Origin of the sequence: Microbacterium sp. NPDC089696 (assembly GCF_044749125.1) — a bacterium.
GTDB lineage: Bacteria > Actinomycetota > Actinomycetes > Actinomycetales > Microbacteriaceae > Microbacterium.
Genome location: NZ_JBIVHF010000002.1, coordinates 607,191 through 622,803 on the forward strand (window position 1 = coordinate 607,191; position 15,613 = coordinate 622,803).

The 15,613-nt window shown below is 71.0% G+C and carries 18 protein-coding genes; 8 read left to right on the forward strand and 10 right to left on the reverse strand.

Features of this window, described 5'->3' with window-relative positions; translation table 11 throughout:
* Positions 1-12: 12 nt before the first annotated feature.
* On the reverse strand, positions 13-1,059 hold the full coding sequence (locus ACIPY8_RS13320; protein ID WP_400818939.1) for an NAD(P)H-dependent flavin oxidoreductase: 1,047 nt from the start codon (positions 1,057-1,059) through the stop codon (positions 13-15).
* Positions 1,060-1,147: 88 nt separating this feature from the next.
* On the opposite strand from ACIPY8_RS13320, the gene ACIPY8_RS13325 reads away from it, so the two are divergent.
* A complete protein-coding gene (locus ACIPY8_RS13325) occupies positions 1,148-1,420 on the forward strand; it encodes a DUF6412 domain-containing protein (protein WP_050722919.1) in 273 nt (90 codons plus the stop codon).
* Positions 1,421-1,483: 63 nt separating this feature from the next.
* On the forward strand, positions 1,484-2,248 hold the full coding sequence (locus ACIPY8_RS13330; protein WP_400818941.1) for a YidC/Oxa1 family membrane protein insertase: 765 nt from the start codon (positions 1,484-1,486) through the stop codon (positions 2,246-2,248).
* A 37-nt stretch (positions 2,249-2,285) separates the two neighbouring features.
* On the opposite strand, the gene ACIPY8_RS13335 is transcribed toward ACIPY8_RS13330, so the two are convergent.
* The 3 genes from ACIPY8_RS13335 to ACIPY8_RS13345 form a co-directional block, all read right to left on the reverse strand.
* Positions 2,286-3,200, reverse strand: a complete 915-nt coding sequence (locus ACIPY8_RS13335) for an EamA family transporter (protein WP_400818943.1) — start codon at positions 3,198-3,200, stop codon at positions 2,286-2,288.
* Positions 3,201-3,262: 62 nt separating this feature from the next.
* Entirely contained in the window at positions 3,263-4,147 is an 885-nt protein-coding gene (locus tag ACIPY8_RS13340) for an SDR family oxidoreductase (protein WP_400818946.1), read from the reverse strand.
* Positions 4,148-4,244: 97 nt separating this feature from the next.
* A complete protein-coding gene (locus ACIPY8_RS13345; RefSeq protein WP_400818949.1) occupies positions 4,245-4,595 on the reverse strand; it encodes an ATP-dependent DNA ligase in 351 nt (116 codons plus the stop codon).
* A gap of 80 nt (positions 4,596-4,675) precedes the next feature.
* Between ACIPY8_RS13345 and ACIPY8_RS13350 the strand changes: the two genes are divergently transcribed.
* The 5 genes from ACIPY8_RS13350 (at position 4,676) to ACIPY8_RS13370 (ending at position 8,023) form a co-directional block, all read left to right on the forward strand.
* On the forward strand, positions 4,676-5,011 hold the full coding sequence (locus tag ACIPY8_RS13350; protein ID WP_400818951.1) for a hypothetical protein: 336 nt from the start codon (positions 4,676-4,678) through the stop codon (positions 5,009-5,011).
* Positions 5,012-5,085: 74 nt separating this feature from the next.
* On the forward strand, positions 5,086-5,601 hold the full coding sequence (locus ACIPY8_RS13355) for an FHA domain-containing protein (RefSeq protein WP_400818953.1): 516 nt from the start codon (positions 5,086-5,088) through the stop codon (positions 5,599-5,601).
* Entirely contained in the window at positions 5,598-6,011 is a 414-nt protein-coding gene (locus ACIPY8_RS13360) for a CBS domain-containing protein (RefSeq protein ID WP_400818956.1), read from the forward strand. The genes ACIPY8_RS13355 and ACIPY8_RS13360 overlap by 4 nt, the downstream gene beginning before the upstream one ends.
* On the forward strand, positions 6,008-6,499 hold the full coding sequence (locus ACIPY8_RS13365; RefSeq protein WP_400818958.1) for a CinA family protein: 492 nt from the start codon (positions 6,008-6,010) through the stop codon (positions 6,497-6,499). The genes ACIPY8_RS13360 and ACIPY8_RS13365 overlap by 4 nt, the downstream gene beginning before the upstream one ends.
* 63 nt (positions 6,500-6,562) lie before the next feature.
* Entirely contained in the window at positions 6,563-8,023 is a 1,461-nt protein-coding gene (locus ACIPY8_RS13370; protein WP_400818959.1) for a DUF222 domain-containing protein, read from the forward strand.
* 76 nt (positions 8,024-8,099) lie between these two features.
* Here ACIPY8_RS13370 and ACIPY8_RS13375 read toward each other — a convergent pair whose 3' ends face one another.
* The 6 genes from ACIPY8_RS13375 to ACIPY8_RS13400 form a co-directional block, all read right to left on the reverse strand.
* On the reverse strand, positions 8,100-9,188 hold the full coding sequence (locus tag ACIPY8_RS13375; RefSeq protein ID WP_400818961.1) for an alcohol dehydrogenase catalytic domain-containing protein: 1,089 nt from the start codon (positions 9,186-9,188) through the stop codon (positions 8,100-8,102).
* A gap of 10 nt (positions 9,189-9,198) precedes the next feature.
* Positions 9,199-9,918, reverse strand: a complete 720-nt coding sequence (locus ACIPY8_RS13380) for an HAD family hydrolase (RefSeq protein WP_400818963.1) — start codon at positions 9,916-9,918, stop codon at positions 9,199-9,201.
* Complete coding sequence (locus tag ACIPY8_RS13385) at positions 9,915-11,063, reverse strand: TIGR03364 family FAD-dependent oxidoreductase (RefSeq protein WP_400818966.1); 1,149 nt, start codon at positions 11,061-11,063, stop codon at positions 9,915-9,917. The genes ACIPY8_RS13380 and ACIPY8_RS13385 overlap by 4 nt, the downstream gene beginning before the upstream one ends.
* Positions 11,060-12,787, reverse strand: a complete 1,728-nt coding sequence (gene phnE / locus ACIPY8_RS13390; RefSeq protein WP_400818968.1) for a phosphonate ABC transporter, permease protein PhnE — start codon at positions 12,785-12,787, stop codon at positions 11,060-11,062. The genes ACIPY8_RS13385 and phnE overlap by 4 nt, the downstream gene beginning before the upstream one ends.
* Positions 12,784-13,665 carry a phosphonate ABC transporter ATP-binding protein gene (phnC, locus tag ACIPY8_RS13395; protein ID WP_400818970.1) on the reverse strand — a complete coding sequence of 294 codons (882 nt, stop codon included), beginning with the start codon at positions 13,663-13,665 and terminating at the stop codon, positions 12,784-12,786. The genes phnE and phnC overlap by 4 nt, the downstream gene beginning before the upstream one ends.
* A gap of 85 nt (positions 13,666-13,750) precedes the next feature.
* Positions 13,751-14,683 (reverse strand): phosphate/phosphite/phosphonate ABC transporter substrate-binding protein, encoded by a 933-nt coding sequence (locus tag ACIPY8_RS13400; protein ID WP_400818973.1) that lies wholly within the window; start codon positions 14,681-14,683, stop codon positions 13,751-13,753.
* 181 nt (positions 14,684-14,864) lie between these two features.
* On the opposite strand from ACIPY8_RS13400, the gene ACIPY8_RS13405 reads away from it, so the two are divergent.
* On the forward strand, positions 14,865-15,608 hold the full coding sequence (locus ACIPY8_RS13405; protein WP_400818975.1) for a GntR family transcriptional regulator: 744 nt from the start codon (positions 14,865-14,867) through the stop codon (positions 15,606-15,608).
* The last annotated feature ends 5 nt before the right edge of the window (positions 15,609-15,613 follow it).

Below are 15,613 nucleotides of genomic sequence, written 5' to 3' on the forward strand. Positions count from 1 at the left end.
GCCAGGTCCACGTCACTTCTCGCGCGGGACTCCCGCGAGCAGCTCCGCGAAGGCGTCGGATGCCGTGCGTGCGCGCGCGAGCGGGGCGCCCTGTCCCATCCACAGCGACTGCAGCTCGCCGAGGCCCTGTTCGTTCGCGACCGCCCGGAAGCGCCCTGTCAGCCAGTTCTGCATGGGGAAGGGTGCGATCGTGCCGCTCGCCTCGATCGCGCGCACCGCGCGGTTGCGGGCTCCGCGGGCGAGGCGGCCGCTCATCGCCCGGGTGAGCACGGTCTCGTCGGCGGCTGTGGCGCGGATCGCGTCGCGGTGCGCGTCGGTCGTCGCCGACTCGGCGGTCGCGAGGAACGCCGTGCCCACCTGCACGGCCGACGCCCCGAGCGCGAACGCGGCCGCGACACCGCGTCGATCCGCGATGCCTCCGGCGGCGATCACGGGCACGTCGACGGCATCGACGACCTGCGGCACGAGAGCCAGGGTGCCGATGAGCGAGTCCTCGGCCGGTCGCAGGAACGAGACCCGGTGGCCTCCCGCCTCCAGACCGGTCGCGACGACGGCATCCACTCCGGCGTCGGCGAGCGCCACGGCCTCGGCGACCGTCGTCGCGGTGCCGACGACCCGGATGCCGCGGCGCCGCGCCTCGTCGATCATCCCCTCCGAGGGCACGCCGAAGACGACGCTGAGCACGGGCGGCGCCGACTCCCAGATCGCGTCGAGCTGCTCGTCGAGCGACGGCAGGTAACTCTCCGGGCGCCCCGGGACGTCGAGCCTGACGGCCTCGTAGAACGGCTGCAGCGCCTGGGCGAACACGGTGTGCTGGGCGTTCGGCTCGACCTCGTCGCCGGTGGGGAGCCAGATGTTCACGGCGAACGGACGAGCGGTCTTCTCGCGCAGCGCGGCGATGGTCGAGCGGATGCGGTCGCCGTCGAAGCCGTACAGCCCGAAGCCGCCGAGACCGCCGGCCTCGCTCACCGCGGCGGTCAGAGCGACCGACGAGAGGCCGCCGAACGGGCCGAGGACGATCGGATGCTCGATGCCGAACAGGGCGCGCAGATCACTCATGCCTCGAGGCTACGCCCGCAGCGGACAGGCCGGCTCCGACGGGTGACGGCTCCCACGCGGTGTTACGCTCGCGGGGAGGGAGGCGCGCATGAACGAGTGGTTCGGGCAGATGCTGACGTTCGTCGCGTCCGCTCTCGGCCTCGTGGCTCTGCCCGACGCCGCCGCCCTTGGTCTCGCGATCGCGCTGATCGCCCTGACCACCCTGACGATCGCCGTCGCGCTGAGCCTCGCGCCGCCGACGCCGCGCAGCGCCCCGCACCCGCTGCGTGCGATCGATGCCTCGACGCTGCTCGCGCAGAGCGACCCGGATGCCGCCGGGCATCCTCGTCCTCGTGCGCCGGGAGTCGCCGTCGCCGCGTAGTCCGTCTCTCGTACGGGATAGCGCGGCCTTCGCCGACCCTTCCCGACACACGAACGGACTTCCATGGACATCTTCGCCTTCCCTCCCCTCGCCGCGCTCCTCGACGCCGCCTACGGCGCCCTGGCCGGCCTCGCCACCCTCGTCGAACCCCTCGCCGGAGCATCCGCCGCAGCCCTCGCCGTCGTGCTCGTGACGCTCCTGGTGCGCGCCCTGCTGATCCCCGTCGGGGTCTCGCAGGCCAAGGCCGAGCAGACCAGGGCGCGTCTCGCACCCCGGCTGCGCGCACTGCAGAAGCGCCACAAGAAGAACCCCGAACGCCTGCAGAAGGAGATGATGGAGCTCTACCGCTCGGAGAACACCTCGCCGTTCGCGGGGATGCTGCCCGTCCTGGCGCAGGCTCCCGTCGTCGGCCTGATCTACACGCTGTTCCTGCGCCCCGAGATCGCCGGACATCCCAACGACCTCCTCACGCACGAGCTCTTCGGCGCCCCGCTCGGCACGAGCCTCGTCTCGGCGCTGTTCGGCGGCACCGCGACACCCGCGACGTTCCTCGTGTTCGGCGTGCTGCTCGCGATCATCGTGGCCGTCGCCGAGATCTCGCGCCGGGTGTTCCGCCCCGTTCCCGTCGAGGGCGCCGAGGAGTCGCCGCTGAACTCGCCGGCGATGATGCGGGTGGCGGGTGCCCTGCACTACCTCACGGCCGTGTTCGCGGCTTTCGTGCCCCTGGCCGCGGCGCTGTACCTCACGGTGACGGTCGCCTGGACGCTCGTGCAGCGGGTGCTCCTGCGACGCCGGTATCCGCTGCCGGTGCCGGCGATCGCCCGGTGACGGCCGAGGCCTGCGACCCCTCGGAGCGGGCCGCGGGTCAGTCGGGCAGTGGGATGGGTCCGGTGAACGGGCCGGGCTCGTCCCTCTTCCGGAGACGACGCACGCCGAGGGTGGTGCCGACGCTCGCCGCGACCACGAGCGCGACCGCGAGCATCCGCAACGGTGTCGCCGACTGCCCGAGCACCAGCCAGCCGGCGAGTGTCGCGAACGCCGGCTCGAGGCTCAGCAGCACGCCGAACACGCGCTGCGGCAGTCGTCGGAGCGCGGCCAGCTCGAAGCTGTACGGGATCACGGACGAAAGCACGGCGGTGATCGCCGCGAGCAGCAGCAGCTGCATGTCGCCGGCCACCGTGACCGCCGCGGGGACCCCGACGGGGACCAGCAGCACCGCGGCGATCGCGAGGCCCATCGCGAGACCGCCGCTGCCGGGGATGAGCGCGCCGACACGGGCGCTCATCCGGATGTACATGATCCAGAATCCCGCGGCGACGAGCACGAACAGCACGCCGATCGGGTCGAGCGGCTCCGCGCCGATCAGCCCGTCGACGCCCAGCAGCACCATGCCGAGCAGGGCGACGCCCACCCAGGCGAAATCGGCGAGGCGGCGGGTGAGGACGGCCGCGAGGATCAGCGGCCCGAGGAACTCGATCGCGACCGCGGGTCCCAGCGGGATGCGGTCGATCGCGGCGTAGAAGCACGCGTTCATCGCAGCCAGCGAGAGGCCGAACAACGCGGCGGCGGTCCACTGCGCGCGTGTCCATCCACGGGGGTTCGGCCGGACGATGACGAGGAGCAGCAGGGCGGCGATCGCGACCCGCAACGACGTCACTCCCCAGGGTCCGAGCACCGGGAAGAGCTGCGCCGCGACGGCCGCGCCGAAGGGCAGCGACAGGCACGAACCGATGACGAGGGCGACGCCCACCAGCGGGCGGGAGGACGCGGACTGCTGCACTCGTCCAGCCTAGGCCGCAGGACGGTCGCACGATGCGGGACGACCGTCCTGTGGAGAGGCCCTCAGAGGTGTTTGCCGCCGGTCACCGGGAGCACCGCGCCCGAGGTGTACGACGCGTCGTCCGAGGCGAGGTACACGTACGCCCCGGCGAGCTCCGAGGGCTGACCCGCGCGGCCGAGAGGCGTGTCGTCTCCGAAGGTCGCCAGGCGCTCGGCATCCCACCCCGTCGCCGGGATGAGCGGCGTCCAGATCGGCCCCGGCGCCACGGCGTTCACGCGCACTCCGCGTGGCCCCGCCTCCTCGGCGAGCGCCTTCACGACGGCGACCTGGGCGGCCTTCGTCATGGCGTAGTCGATGAGGCCGGGCGACGGCTGATACGCCTGCACGGACGCCGTGACGATCACGCTCGCTCCGGGCTCGAGGTGCGGGAACGCGGCGCGCGCCGTGAACAGCATCCCGACGAGGTTGGTGTCGAACACCCGGCGCATCCGCTCGGTGCTGAGCGTCTCGAAGCCGTCGATGTCGTGCTGGTAGCCCGCGTTGAGGACGAGCACGTCGAGTCCACCGAGGCCGCTGCGCGTCTCTGCGACGATTCCGGTGGCGAAGTCCTCGTCGCGGACGTCCCCCGCCAGGCCCAGAGCCGTGCGCCCCTCCGCGCGCACGAGCGCGAGCGTCTCGTCGGCATCCTCCTGCTCCTCCGGCAGATGGACGATCGCGACGTCGGCGCCCTCCCTGGCGAAGGCGATCGCGACGGCGCGGCCGATGCCGGAGTCTCCGCCCGTGATCAGTGCGCGGCGTCCCTCGAGCCGCCCGTGACCGCGATACGAATCCTCGCCGTGGTCGGGGTCGGGACGGGTGTCGTCGGTGAGCCCCGGCTGGTCCTGCTGCTGCGCCGGGAAACCCTCGTCGCGGTGCGCGTGGCGCGGGTCGGTGGTGTCATCGGTCATGTCGCTCCTCTCGATCCGTGTCATTCGAGACTCACGGGAGGAAGCCGTCATCGGCAGGGGGTTGACAGCCCCGAACCGGGGCGGCCGCGACGGCAGATCAGAGGGGCGGCGTGACCGAGTCGTCCACGTGCTCGGACGACGACGCGTGCTGCTCCTGCGGTTCGGGCACGAGATACAGACCGCTCGGAGCATTGGCCGTGTACGCGAGGGCTTCGATCCACGCCCGGTTGATCGACGGCTGGCGGCTGCCGAAGTACTTGAACACGAGCGAGCTGCCCGGCTGCATCCACACGGTCGTGCGGCCTCCGCCGACGCTCGCGTCCTCACGCCAGCTGAACGGGAACGGCTCGGAACGACGCAGCTTCGCGGTGATCACGAGCTGCAGATGCGTGAGGGCGCGGTCCTCGATCTCCGTCTTGACGCTTCCCTCATAGATGAACTTGCCCATCGGCCCCTCTCCTGCTCGATCCGGACGCTCCGTCGCACATCCCCTGTCGTGACGGCGCGCATGTGCGTAGCGTCGATCCTATGGGAATGATCTACTACGACGGTGCGGATAATCCGATCCAGATCGAGGATCGCGCCCTTGCTCACCTCAAGGTCGTGATCGCCACCAAACTGCGACGCAACGAGAGCTTCACGCTGAGCTGGCAGCATCCGGACGGCGATGCGCCAGGACGCACGACGATCTGGCTGCATCCCTCGATCCCGCTCCGATTCATCTTCGACGACCCTGTGCCCGTGCCGCTCCGCTCCGAATGGATCGCGGCGATGGCGAACTCGGCCTCCAGCACCGGCGGTATCACTCTCGTACCGGAGGATCTGCTCCCGGCGCTCGAGTTCGGGGAGTCGGACGATGCGTGACGGCGAAGTCAACCCCTTCCGCGTCCCGGCGCTCTCGATCTAACGTCGTCTGTGAACCGCGAGGAGGCCTGCGCATGAACGCACGACACATCGATGACCGCTCCGACGAGGGCTACACCCCCACGACGACGCACGCGGAGTACGGGGCGGGGAATCCCCGCCTGCGCGTCACCCACGACGACGACCGCTCCGAGTTCGCGCTCGAGGGCGAGGTCGTGCGCATCGGCTCCGCCGCCGACGCCGACCTGCGGATCCCCGATGCCGATCCCGTGCACGCCACGATCACGCACGACGAGCGCGACGAGTACGTGCTGGAGATGCACGGCGAGGGCGAGATGAACACGAACCCGGCCGCGGACGCGACGCATCCGGGCGACCGCACCGAGACGCTCCGCACGGGCGCTCAGTTCACGATCGGCGACTGGACGCTCACGTTCGCGCGCGAGGAGTTCGCCGACCACGGACGGCCGTTCGGAGGTCGACTCGGGGGCGAGTACTCGGACCAGCCGCTGCAGGAGCCGCGTCCGGACTACTCCGACCAGGCGGATGCCGCGCACACCGACGAGACCGCGGCCGAGTCGGGCCGATGACGACCGCGCGGGAGATCATGACCCCGAGCCCCCGGTGCATCGGGGTCAACGACTCCCTGCGCATCGCCGCCTCGGTCATGGCGGACCTCGACGTCGGCGCGTTGCCGATCTGCGGCGAGGACAGCAGGCTGAAGGGCATGCTCACCGACCGCGACATCGTGGTCGGTGCCGTCGCGATGGGCATGGACCCGGAGACGACCCCGGCCGGCGCGCTCGCGAAGGGGAAGCCGGTGACGATCGCCGCCGACGATGACGTTCGCGTCGTGCTCGAGCGCATGCAGGAGCACCAGGTGCGTCGACTGCCCGTGATCGAGGAGCACCGCCTGGTCGGCATCGTGAGCCAGGCCGACGTCGCGCTGTCGCTGTCGGCGGCCTCGACGGGCAAGACGGTCGAGGGCATCTCGCAGTGACGGCGGTGGACGACGCGCTGGCGAGGCTGAGCGAGCTCGCCACGAAGCGCGGACTCCGCCTGTGCGTCGCGGAGTCGCTCACGTCCGGGCGGCTCGCGAACACCGTGGGGGCCGCGGAGGATGCCGGCGACTGGTTCGCGGGCGGCATCGTCGCCTATCTCACCGACGTCAAGGAACGGGTGCTGGGTCTGACGCCGGGGACCGATCCGGTCTCGGCCTCCTGCGCGGAGCAGCTGGCCGTGGGCGCGCGGGACCTCTTCGACGCCGACCTCTGCGTCGCGACGACGGGCGTCGGCGGCCCGGGACCGGAGGGCGGGCATCCTCCCGGTACCGTCTTCCTCGGCTGGGCGACCGCTGACGGCGTCGGGAGTCGGATGCTCGAGCTGACCGGCGATCCGCAGGACGTGCTCGACGACACGGTCGATGCGGCCGTGCAACTGCTGGCGTCGCATGCGGAGAGGGTGCCGGGCTCGCAGCCGCGAGGATGAGGATGCCGGTATGTTTCGTGGGGGACTCCGGATGGATTCGAAGATTTGTTCTAAACTGGAGGCATGACCCGGCGCACCGATCTCGACCTCGACATGGAGGAGCGGTGCCGCCTGCTCGACGACTGGGTCGATGTGCGGCGGCAGATCGCGGTGCTGGAAGCGCAGGCGTCGGAGCTGCTCGTGCAGCGGATCGCGGTGCACGACGCGGATGTCGCGGACAGCCCGTTCCACCGTGACGCGATCTACCGGTCGATGATCGCCGAGTACGCTGCCGCCGGGCACCTGCCCACCGGGTCGGCGGAGTACGCGTTCACCGACGCCCGCACCCTCTCCGTCGACCTGCCCGGAGTGCGTGCCGCGTTCCGGGCGGGCGCGATCACGGTCAGGCATGTCCGGGAGATCGTCCGCGCGAGCGGGATCGTCGGCGAAGCGGTCCGCAACAAGCACGTGGATGCCGGCACCCTGACGTTGTTCGAGCAGGCAGTGCTCGAAGTCGCCGAGCACGACACCCCGGCCCGCACCCGCACCCACGCCCGTCAGGTCGCCGCGGCGCTCGTTCCCGAGACGATCGTGGAACGCCACCGCCGCGCGGCGAGCGAACGCTGCGTGAGCGTGCGGTCCGTCGACGACGGCCTCGCCCTGCTCACCGCCGTGCTCCCCGAAGCGCTCGCCGTCGCGATCGCCGACCGCCTCACCCGCATGGCCCGCGAGATCGTCCGCACCCGCGACGACCGCGAACCCGTCCTCCCGCCGCTCGAACCCTCCGCCCCCGACGACGAGTTCGCGCGCGACCTCGTGCCCGGAGATCCACGCCTCGACGCCGACCAAAGGCAGAACATCATCCACGGCGAAGACGGAACGTACACGATCGACCCGCTCGCCGGACTCGTCGACCCGCTCACGGATCCGTCCAGCCCTGACATCGAGCACGTCCCGGCCGATGAGCGCACCCTCGACCAGATCCGTGCCGACCTCCTCACCGACCTGCTCCTCGCCTCCGACCCCTCCGAGACCCTCGGCACCGGACTGGACACCATCCAGGCGCGCATCCAGGTCACCGTCGCCGCGACCACCCTCACCGGCAGCGACGACCGGCCCGCGGAACTCGACGGACACGGCCCGCTCGACCCCGACATCGCACGGAGCCTCGCCGGACGAACCACCGGATGGTCCCGCCTCTTCCTCGATCCCACCGGACTCGTCACGCAGACCGACACCTACACCCCCACCGAACCCATGCGCAGGTTCCTCCGCGCGCGCGACCAGCACTGCCGCTTCCCCGGATGCCGAATGCCGGTGCACCGCTGCGACATCGACCACACCCACGACCACGCCCTCGGCGGACGAACACGCGCCGACAACCTCAGCCACCTCTGCCGCACCCACCACACCCTCAAACACCCCGACATCGACGACCAATATCGGTGGACCGCCCGCCAGGGTCCCGGCGGCGACGTCACCTGGACCAGCCCCCTCGGACGCACGTACACCGACCCCCCACGACGACGAGTCATGTTCGTCTGACGCGCCGCTCGGCTTGGGGTAGCTCATCCGTGTGGCTGTGAGTCTGCACGTATGCGCGCGTGCGCGTCGGCGAAAGTCAGCGCCCCGGGACGAGACCGATCCGCAGCGGCGCATCGGGCGCGGCCGCGGCCACGAGCGCTTCATCGATCGCCGCGAGCTGCCGCACCTCCCCCACCGCGTCGGCGAACGGGTAGGCGCGTCCGCGTCCGGCGAGGAAGGCGACCGCTTCCGCGAGATCGACACCCGTGTAGTTGTGCACGCCCGCGATGGTGACGAGGCGCCGCACGGCGCTCTCGGCGTCGAACGGCACGGGCTCGGCCGGGAACACGCTGCCGACCAGCACGACGGTGCCGCCCGTGCTGACGCCCTCCAGGGACTGCGAGACCGCATGACCGGACGCCTCGATCACGACGTCGGGGTCGCGGTCGAGGCACGTCGCCCCGAAACGCGACGCCAGGGCGCGGCGCAGCGGATTCGGATCGAGGACCTCGACCGTCGCCCCCTGCTCGACCGCGATCGCCGCAGCCGTGAGTCCGACCAGTCCCGCACCGTGGATGCGCACCGCCGCGCCCTCGAGATGCCGATCCCTCGCGGCCCGGGCGACGGCGGCCCACGCCGTGGCCGTCGCGCACGATGCCGGAGCGAGCACCGAGGCGGGCAGGGACTCCGGCGCCCGGACGATCGCCGTGCCGCCGCGCACCTGCACGTGGCTCGCGAACGCTCCGGTGAGGTCGCCGTGCACGCCGATCCGGTCGTGCCCGTACTTGCCCAGGGTGCGGCACTTCTGCGGGAGTCCGCCGGCGCACCGGTCGCACGTCCCGCACGAGATCGTCACCGACCACACCACGCGATCGCCGATGCGCAGCGGGGACCCGTCGACCGCGGTCGCACCGGCATCGCCCGTGGCGATCACGCGTCCGACGCACTCGTGCCCGAGCACCAGCGGCACCGGCGCCGAACGACGCCCCTGGACGGTGTGCACGTCGGAGCCGCAGATCGTCGACAGCTCGACCGCGACCAGCACGTCATCGTCGCCGAGAGCCACCCCCGGCACGGCGATCGTCTCGTGCGGGTGCCCTTCGCCGATCCAGACCATCGCCGTGGCGGCGGGGCGCAGCGTGACGTCCCGGCGATGACCAGGCGGACGGATCAGCAGTGTGCCCATGTCCTGCGCCTCAGGACGTCGCGACGAGACGGAGCAGCCCGTGCTCGGCCAAAGAGCCGCGCAGCGCCGTCACGTCGGAGAGCACGGCATCCGCTCCGGCGGCCGTGAGCGCGCGGAAGTCGTGTGCGCCTGTGAGCACTCCGGCGACGAAGCCCGCACCCGCACGGCGGCCGGATTCGACGTCGCTGACGGTGTCTCCCGCGACCGCCACCGCGCGGACCGACGACGTCTCGGTGCGCAGCAGCGCCGTCAGCACGAGGTCGGGCGCGGGGCGTCCGCGTCCGGCGTCCACGGGCGACAGTGCGAGGTCGACGAGTCCGCCCCAGCCGAGGCCGTCGATCAGCGCATCACGCGTGACGGGAGCGAAACCGGTCGTCAGCACGACCGAGAGACCCGCATCCTTCAGCCCTTGGATCGCGTCGGCCGCACCCGTGATCGGCGTCACGCCCTGCTCGGCGACGATCTCGGCGTACGCGCCCTCGAATGCGGCCGTGGCCCGGGTCGCGGCCTCGCGATCGCCGTCGGCGAGGTGCGTGAACACGTCGATCTTGGACTGGCCCATGGTGTCGCGCACGTACTGCAGCGCATCGTCCCACGGCATCCGATCGGCGACGCCCGTGCGCTCGGCCGCACGCTGGAAGGCCGACTCCACGACCCCGTCGTCGAGCACCGTGGTCCCTGCCATGTCGAGCACGACGAGTTCGAGGGGAAGAGGTTCGTGAGCGGTCATGATGTTCCTTCCATTGCAGGTGTCCACCCGAAGGCGGCGGTGAGATTCTCTTCGGCGAGCCCCAGCCCCGTCGTCATGCCGATGCCGGTGGTCGCGGCGAGCACCAGCACCCCCTCGACGCCGGTGTCGACGAGGAAGTCCTGCGGCCCCTTGGCGTACACGCCCTGCCAGCGCTCCAGCACGCGCGGAGTCGACGTCTCGAAGAGCGTCTCCGCCTCGGCGAGGAACGACGCGAACGCGGCCTCCGGCTGGAAAGGGAGCGGCGCCGTCGCTGTCGCGTGCGAGTCCCCCAGGATGAGGGTGCCGTCGGGCAGCTGCGTGTACATCTGGTTGAGGTCGAACGCGGCGAGATCGGGGCGCTCGCCGTGCAGGCGCTCGCGCAGCGCCCCGGCCTCCGGCCCCTCCGCGAACCGGCCGTAGCGCACGAGCGACCAGCCCGTCAGCAGCGGCGCCGGGAGCGGGCGCGGCAGATCGGCGGCGACGCGCATCATGTCGAGGACGCAGCGTTCCACGCCGACACGCTCGGCGAGATCGGGCAGCAGCTGGTCGACGTCGTGGTTCGCCGCGACGACGACGGCTCCGGTGCTGATCGTGCCCCGCGTCGTCCGCACCGTTCCCGTCCCGACCTCCGTCGCGGCCGTGCGGAACCGGAACTCCACGCCGAGCGCGGAGAGGTGACGCACGATCGCCGAGGCCGCGGCCCGCGGATCGGTCTGCAGGTCGGTCTCGATGTGGGCGCCGCCCCGCAGGCCGTCCGCCCGCAGGGGAGCGCGTCGACGCAGCTCGTCCGCGTCCAGCATGCGGATGCCGCCGCCCTGCGCCGCACGCTCCAGCACCGCGACCTCCTCGTCGAGGCGGGCCGCGACGAGCGTGCCCGACTCGCGGAGCCAGAACCCGGCATCCCGCGCGAGGCGCAGCCAGAGGTCGCGCGAGGCGTCGGCGTAGCGCCGCGCCTCCCCCGTCTGCGCGCCGATGCACAGGTGCCCGAAGTTGCGGATCGTCGCGCCGACGGGGGCGTCGGAACGGTCGACCACCACGACGCGGAGCCCGCGGCGCACCGCGGCGTAGGCGGCGCCGAGGCCCACGATGCCCGAGCCGACCACGACGAGGTCGGCGGAGTCCTGCCCACCCTGCGCGCCGTTCACCGGAACACCCTCCGCATCCACATCGCGAGTCCTTCGACCACGAGCACCGTGACGAGGATCATGAGCACGATCGCCGTGACCGTCTCGTAGCGCGAACCCTGGCTCGCGTTGAGCAGGTAGTAGCCGACCCCGCCGCCGCCCACGATGCCGAGGATCGTCGCCGCGCGGATGTTCGTGTCCAGCATGTAGAAGCTGTGCCCGATGAGCGCCTGCGCCCCCTGCGGCACGGTGGCCGAGGCGTAGGTCTGCAGGCGCGTGGCTCCGACCGCGCGCAGAGCGCGCTCAGGGCCCCGGTCGACCTCCTCGAAGGAGTCGGCGATGAGCTTGCCGAGCAGCCCGATGCCGCCGATCGCGAGCGCGATCACACCGGCCTGCGCGCCGAGTCCCGTGATGACGACCAGCACGATCGCGAGGATCAGCTCGGGGATGCCGCGGATGCCGACGAGCAGGAGGCGCGCGGTGCCGCGGATGCCGGAGTTCGGCGCGACGTTCGAGGCCGCGAGGGAGCCGAGCAGCAGCGACGGAAGCAGCGTGAGCACGGTCGCCGCGAGAGCGATCGCCACGGTGTCGCGCATCGCGAGGAACATGGCCGAGGCGTCGTAGCTGCCGAAGGACGGGGGCCAGAACTTCGCTGCGACGTCGGGGAGCTTCGCCCAGAAGGTGAAGAAGTCCATCCAGTTGATCTGGCTGACGATGACGCTGCCGATCACGACGAGCACCGCGATGACGACGCCCGTCGTGTTGCGGACCCGCTCGGCCGTCCAGGGGCGACGGACGGCGGTCTGCGGTGTGGCGGCCCAGGCCGGACGGCCCGCGGGCGCGGCAGCATCCGCGTCCCGCAGGCGCGGGTGGATGAGGCGGTCGATCCACGAGCGCGTGTGCTTCTGCTGGCCCAGCATCGCTCCGCGCACCATGCTCGACACGATCTCCATGACGATGCAGAGGAGGAAGATGACGAGCGCGATGCCGAGACCCTTGCCGTAGTTGAGGGCCTTGAAGGCGTACGACATCTCGAGGCCGAGCCCTGCGACGCCGACGTAGCCGAGCACGACGCTGCCCCGGAGGTTGATGTCGTTGCGGTGCAGCACCGTGGCGACCCAGCTGGGGAGCACCTGCGGGAGGATGCCGGCCGTGAACTCCTGCACCTTCGATCCGCCGGCGGCGCGGATCGCGAGACGCGGTCCTTCGTCGATCTGCTCGATCGCATCGGCGAACATCTTCGAGATCATGCCGATCGAGTGGATGCCGATGGCGAGGATGCCGGGAAGGGTGCCGAGCGAGAACATGAGCACGAACGCCATCGCGAGCACGACGTCGGGCAGCGCACGGGTCAGCACGCCGACGAAGCGCGCGGCGGCACGCCATCCGTTGCCGGGGGTTGTGTTCGCGGCGGCGAGGTACGCGATCGGCACGGACAGCACCGCCGCGAGGAGGGTGCCGACGAGCACGAGTCCGACCGTGAGGGCGATCAGCCAGACGAGGTCGCCGAACTCGGGGAAGGAGAGTCCGCCGACCCGCGCCATGAAGTTCTCGGCGTTGCCCCAGCTCTGCACCATCGCGGGGATCGAGATGTCGACCTCACGCACGGCGAGGATGCCGAGCACGACGAGCGCGAGCAGCGTGAGACCAGCGGCGATGCGCTCGGGCGAGACCGGGCGACGCGGCGCGCGTGCCGCGACCGACGCGCCGGCCGCGGCCGCCGCCGAGGTGTCGAGGAGCGTCACGAGACGGGAGCCTTGTCCACGGCGGCGGCAGCCGCGACGGCGGCCTCGCGATCGGCCTCGGCGAGGTCCGCCGTGGTCTCGGTGAGCTCGAGCTGCACCGCCTGGATCTCGGCGGTCGTCGTCGCGACGCGGCCGTAGATCTCCATGACCTCCGCCTTCGTGAGGTCGGTGGTCGGGGTGTCGAGGACGATCTCGCCGTGGCGGAGGCCGACGATGCGGTCCGCCCAGGAGATCGCGAGGTCGACCTGGTGGAGGCTGCACACGACCGTGAGTCCCTCGTCGGCCGCGATCTCGCGGATGAGCGCCATGACCTGGTCGCTGGACTCGGGGTCGAGCGAGGCGACGGGCTCGTCGGCGAGCAGGATGTCGGGCTTCTGCATGAGAGCGCGGGCGATCGCGACGCGCTGCTGCTGCCCGCCGGAGAGGGTGTCGCTGCGCTGGTAGGCACGATCGAGCAGTCCGACGCGATCGATGTGCTCGAGAGCGCGGAGCTTCGACGCCTTCGAGTAGCCCCACAGGCCGAGCCGAGGCCCGCGCACGGTCGACAGCGATCCGGTGAGCACGTTCTCGAGCACCGTGAGCGAGGGCACGAGCTCGAACTGCTGGAAGATGAAGCCCACGCGACTGCGCAGGGCACGCAGGGCGCGACCCTTCAGCGCGGGGACCTGGGAGCCGAGCACCTCGACCGACCCGGCCGTGGGCACCTCGAGTCCGTCGAGGTGCCGCAGCAGGGTCGACTTGCCGGAGCCGGAAAGTCCCAGGAGCACGACGATCTCGCCGCGCGCGACCTGGAGGGACGCGTCTTTCAGCGCCGTGGTCGAGCCGAAGGTCTTGGTGACGCCGTCGAGACGGATCAGCGCCTCGGATGCCGTGTTCATGGGTGTTCTCCCGGTTCTGGTCGTTGAGCGAGCGAAGCGAGACGAAACGCGCCGAAGGTCGACGCGTTCCGTCCCGATCAGGCGGTCAGGCCTTGCACTGCTCCGCTTCGGTCTCCTTGCAGATGTCGCGGATGAGGTCGTAGTACTCGTCGTCGACCGGCTCCGTGGCGTGGAACACGTTGCGGAAAGCGTCCGAGTCGGCGCTCTCGATGCCCGCGGCGATGATGTCGTCGATCGTGATCTGGCCGAGGCCGTCGATCAGCTCCTGCGCGATATCGTCGGGGAGCGTCGAGGAGTAGACGAGCGGCGCGCCCGGCACCATGGTCTCGTCGATCACCTTGACGGCGTCGGACTTGGCGACCTCGGAGTCCTCGGCGAAGCCGACTTCGCACTCCACGCCCTCGCCGACCTTCTGCACCGAGACGTCGTGCTTGCCCGCGAAGACCGGCGTGATGTCGGTCGTCGGGTCGATGCCGGCCTCGAGCAGGTTGTACGACGGGAAGAGGTAGCCGGAGGTCGAGGACGGGTCGACGAAGCAGACCTTCTTGCCCTTGAAGTCCTCGATGCTGTCGATGTCGCTGTCCGCGGGAACGATCGCCTGCGAGTAGTAGCCGGGCTCCTGGCCCTCCTCGGTGACGATCGAGGAGATCGGGGTCAGCTTCGCGCCGTTGTTCGTCGCGGTCACGTAGGTGAAGCCGGAGAACGATGCGACGTCGACCTTGCCGGCGACCGCGGCCTCGATGAGTGCGGCGTAGTCGGTGGACTCGTGGTACTCGACCGTCTTGCCGGTGATCTCTGCGATGTAGTCCATGAGCGGCTGGTAGTTGGTCTCGGTGTCGACGGAGTCGGGCACGACGCCGAACACGAGCGTGTTCTCGTCGACCGCGAAGCCGCCGGCGGTGGACGCCGCGGCGGCGTCGGAACCGGAGTCGGTCGCGTCGGCGGCACCGGAGCAACCGGCGAGGCCGAGCGCGAGGATCGCGGCGCCGGCGAGGGCGGGGAGAGCGCGAAGCTTCATGAGGACCTTTCAGAGGTGTGAGGGGTGATCCATGAGCAACTCTGACAGGACAGGGGTCGAGGTATGTACCTAACTCGGAAGTGTTCAGGGTTCGTTCACCCGCGATTCCCTCGCGATTCCTCCGCATGAACACGCATGGAACAGCGGGGCGGCGATGGGTATGGCGAAGTAGTATGCCTATGTGGCTGAAGCTGTGTACACCCAGATCGCCGACGACCTGCGGACCCAGATCGCGATCGGCGCGCTGCGCCCGGGAGACGACATCCCCACCGAGGCGGAGCTCGCCGAACGGTGGAGCACGTCTCGCGGACCGATCCGCAACGCACTGGCACGCCTGCGCGGCGAGGGGCTGATCGAGACCGGACGCGGGCGCCCGGCGCGTGTGGTCGCTCGCAAGGCGAGCCAGGCCGTCGACGTGTCCGTGCCCTTCACGCGCTGGGCGCGCGAGCTGGGCGTCACGCCCGGCGCCGAGACGCAGGAGGTGAGCCTGCGGAAGGCCGGTGATCGCGCCGAACTGCTCGGAGTCGCCTCTGACGACACCATCGTGAGCGTCGTGCGCCTCCGCTCGCTGGACGGACGTCCGACCATGCTCGAGCGCCTGTTCTACACGGAGGTCCCGGGGCGGAGGCTCTTCGAGGTCGACACCGACGCGATCTCGATCACGGAGTATCTCGCCTCGATCGGACATCCGATCGTCGGTCTTCAGCATCAGATCGACGCCGTGGCCGCCGACGAGCAGGATGCCGCGTTGCTGCGCATTCCGCAGGGGGCGCCGATCCTGCGTCTCAGCCGGATCTCCCGCGACGCGGACGGCCGGATCTTCGAGGCGTCGGAGGATCGCTATCTCAGCGAGGTGGTGCGCTTCACGGTGGCGGCGTCCGGGATATCCACGGACGGGCACTACATGCGTGCAGTGGGCGGCTGACGATC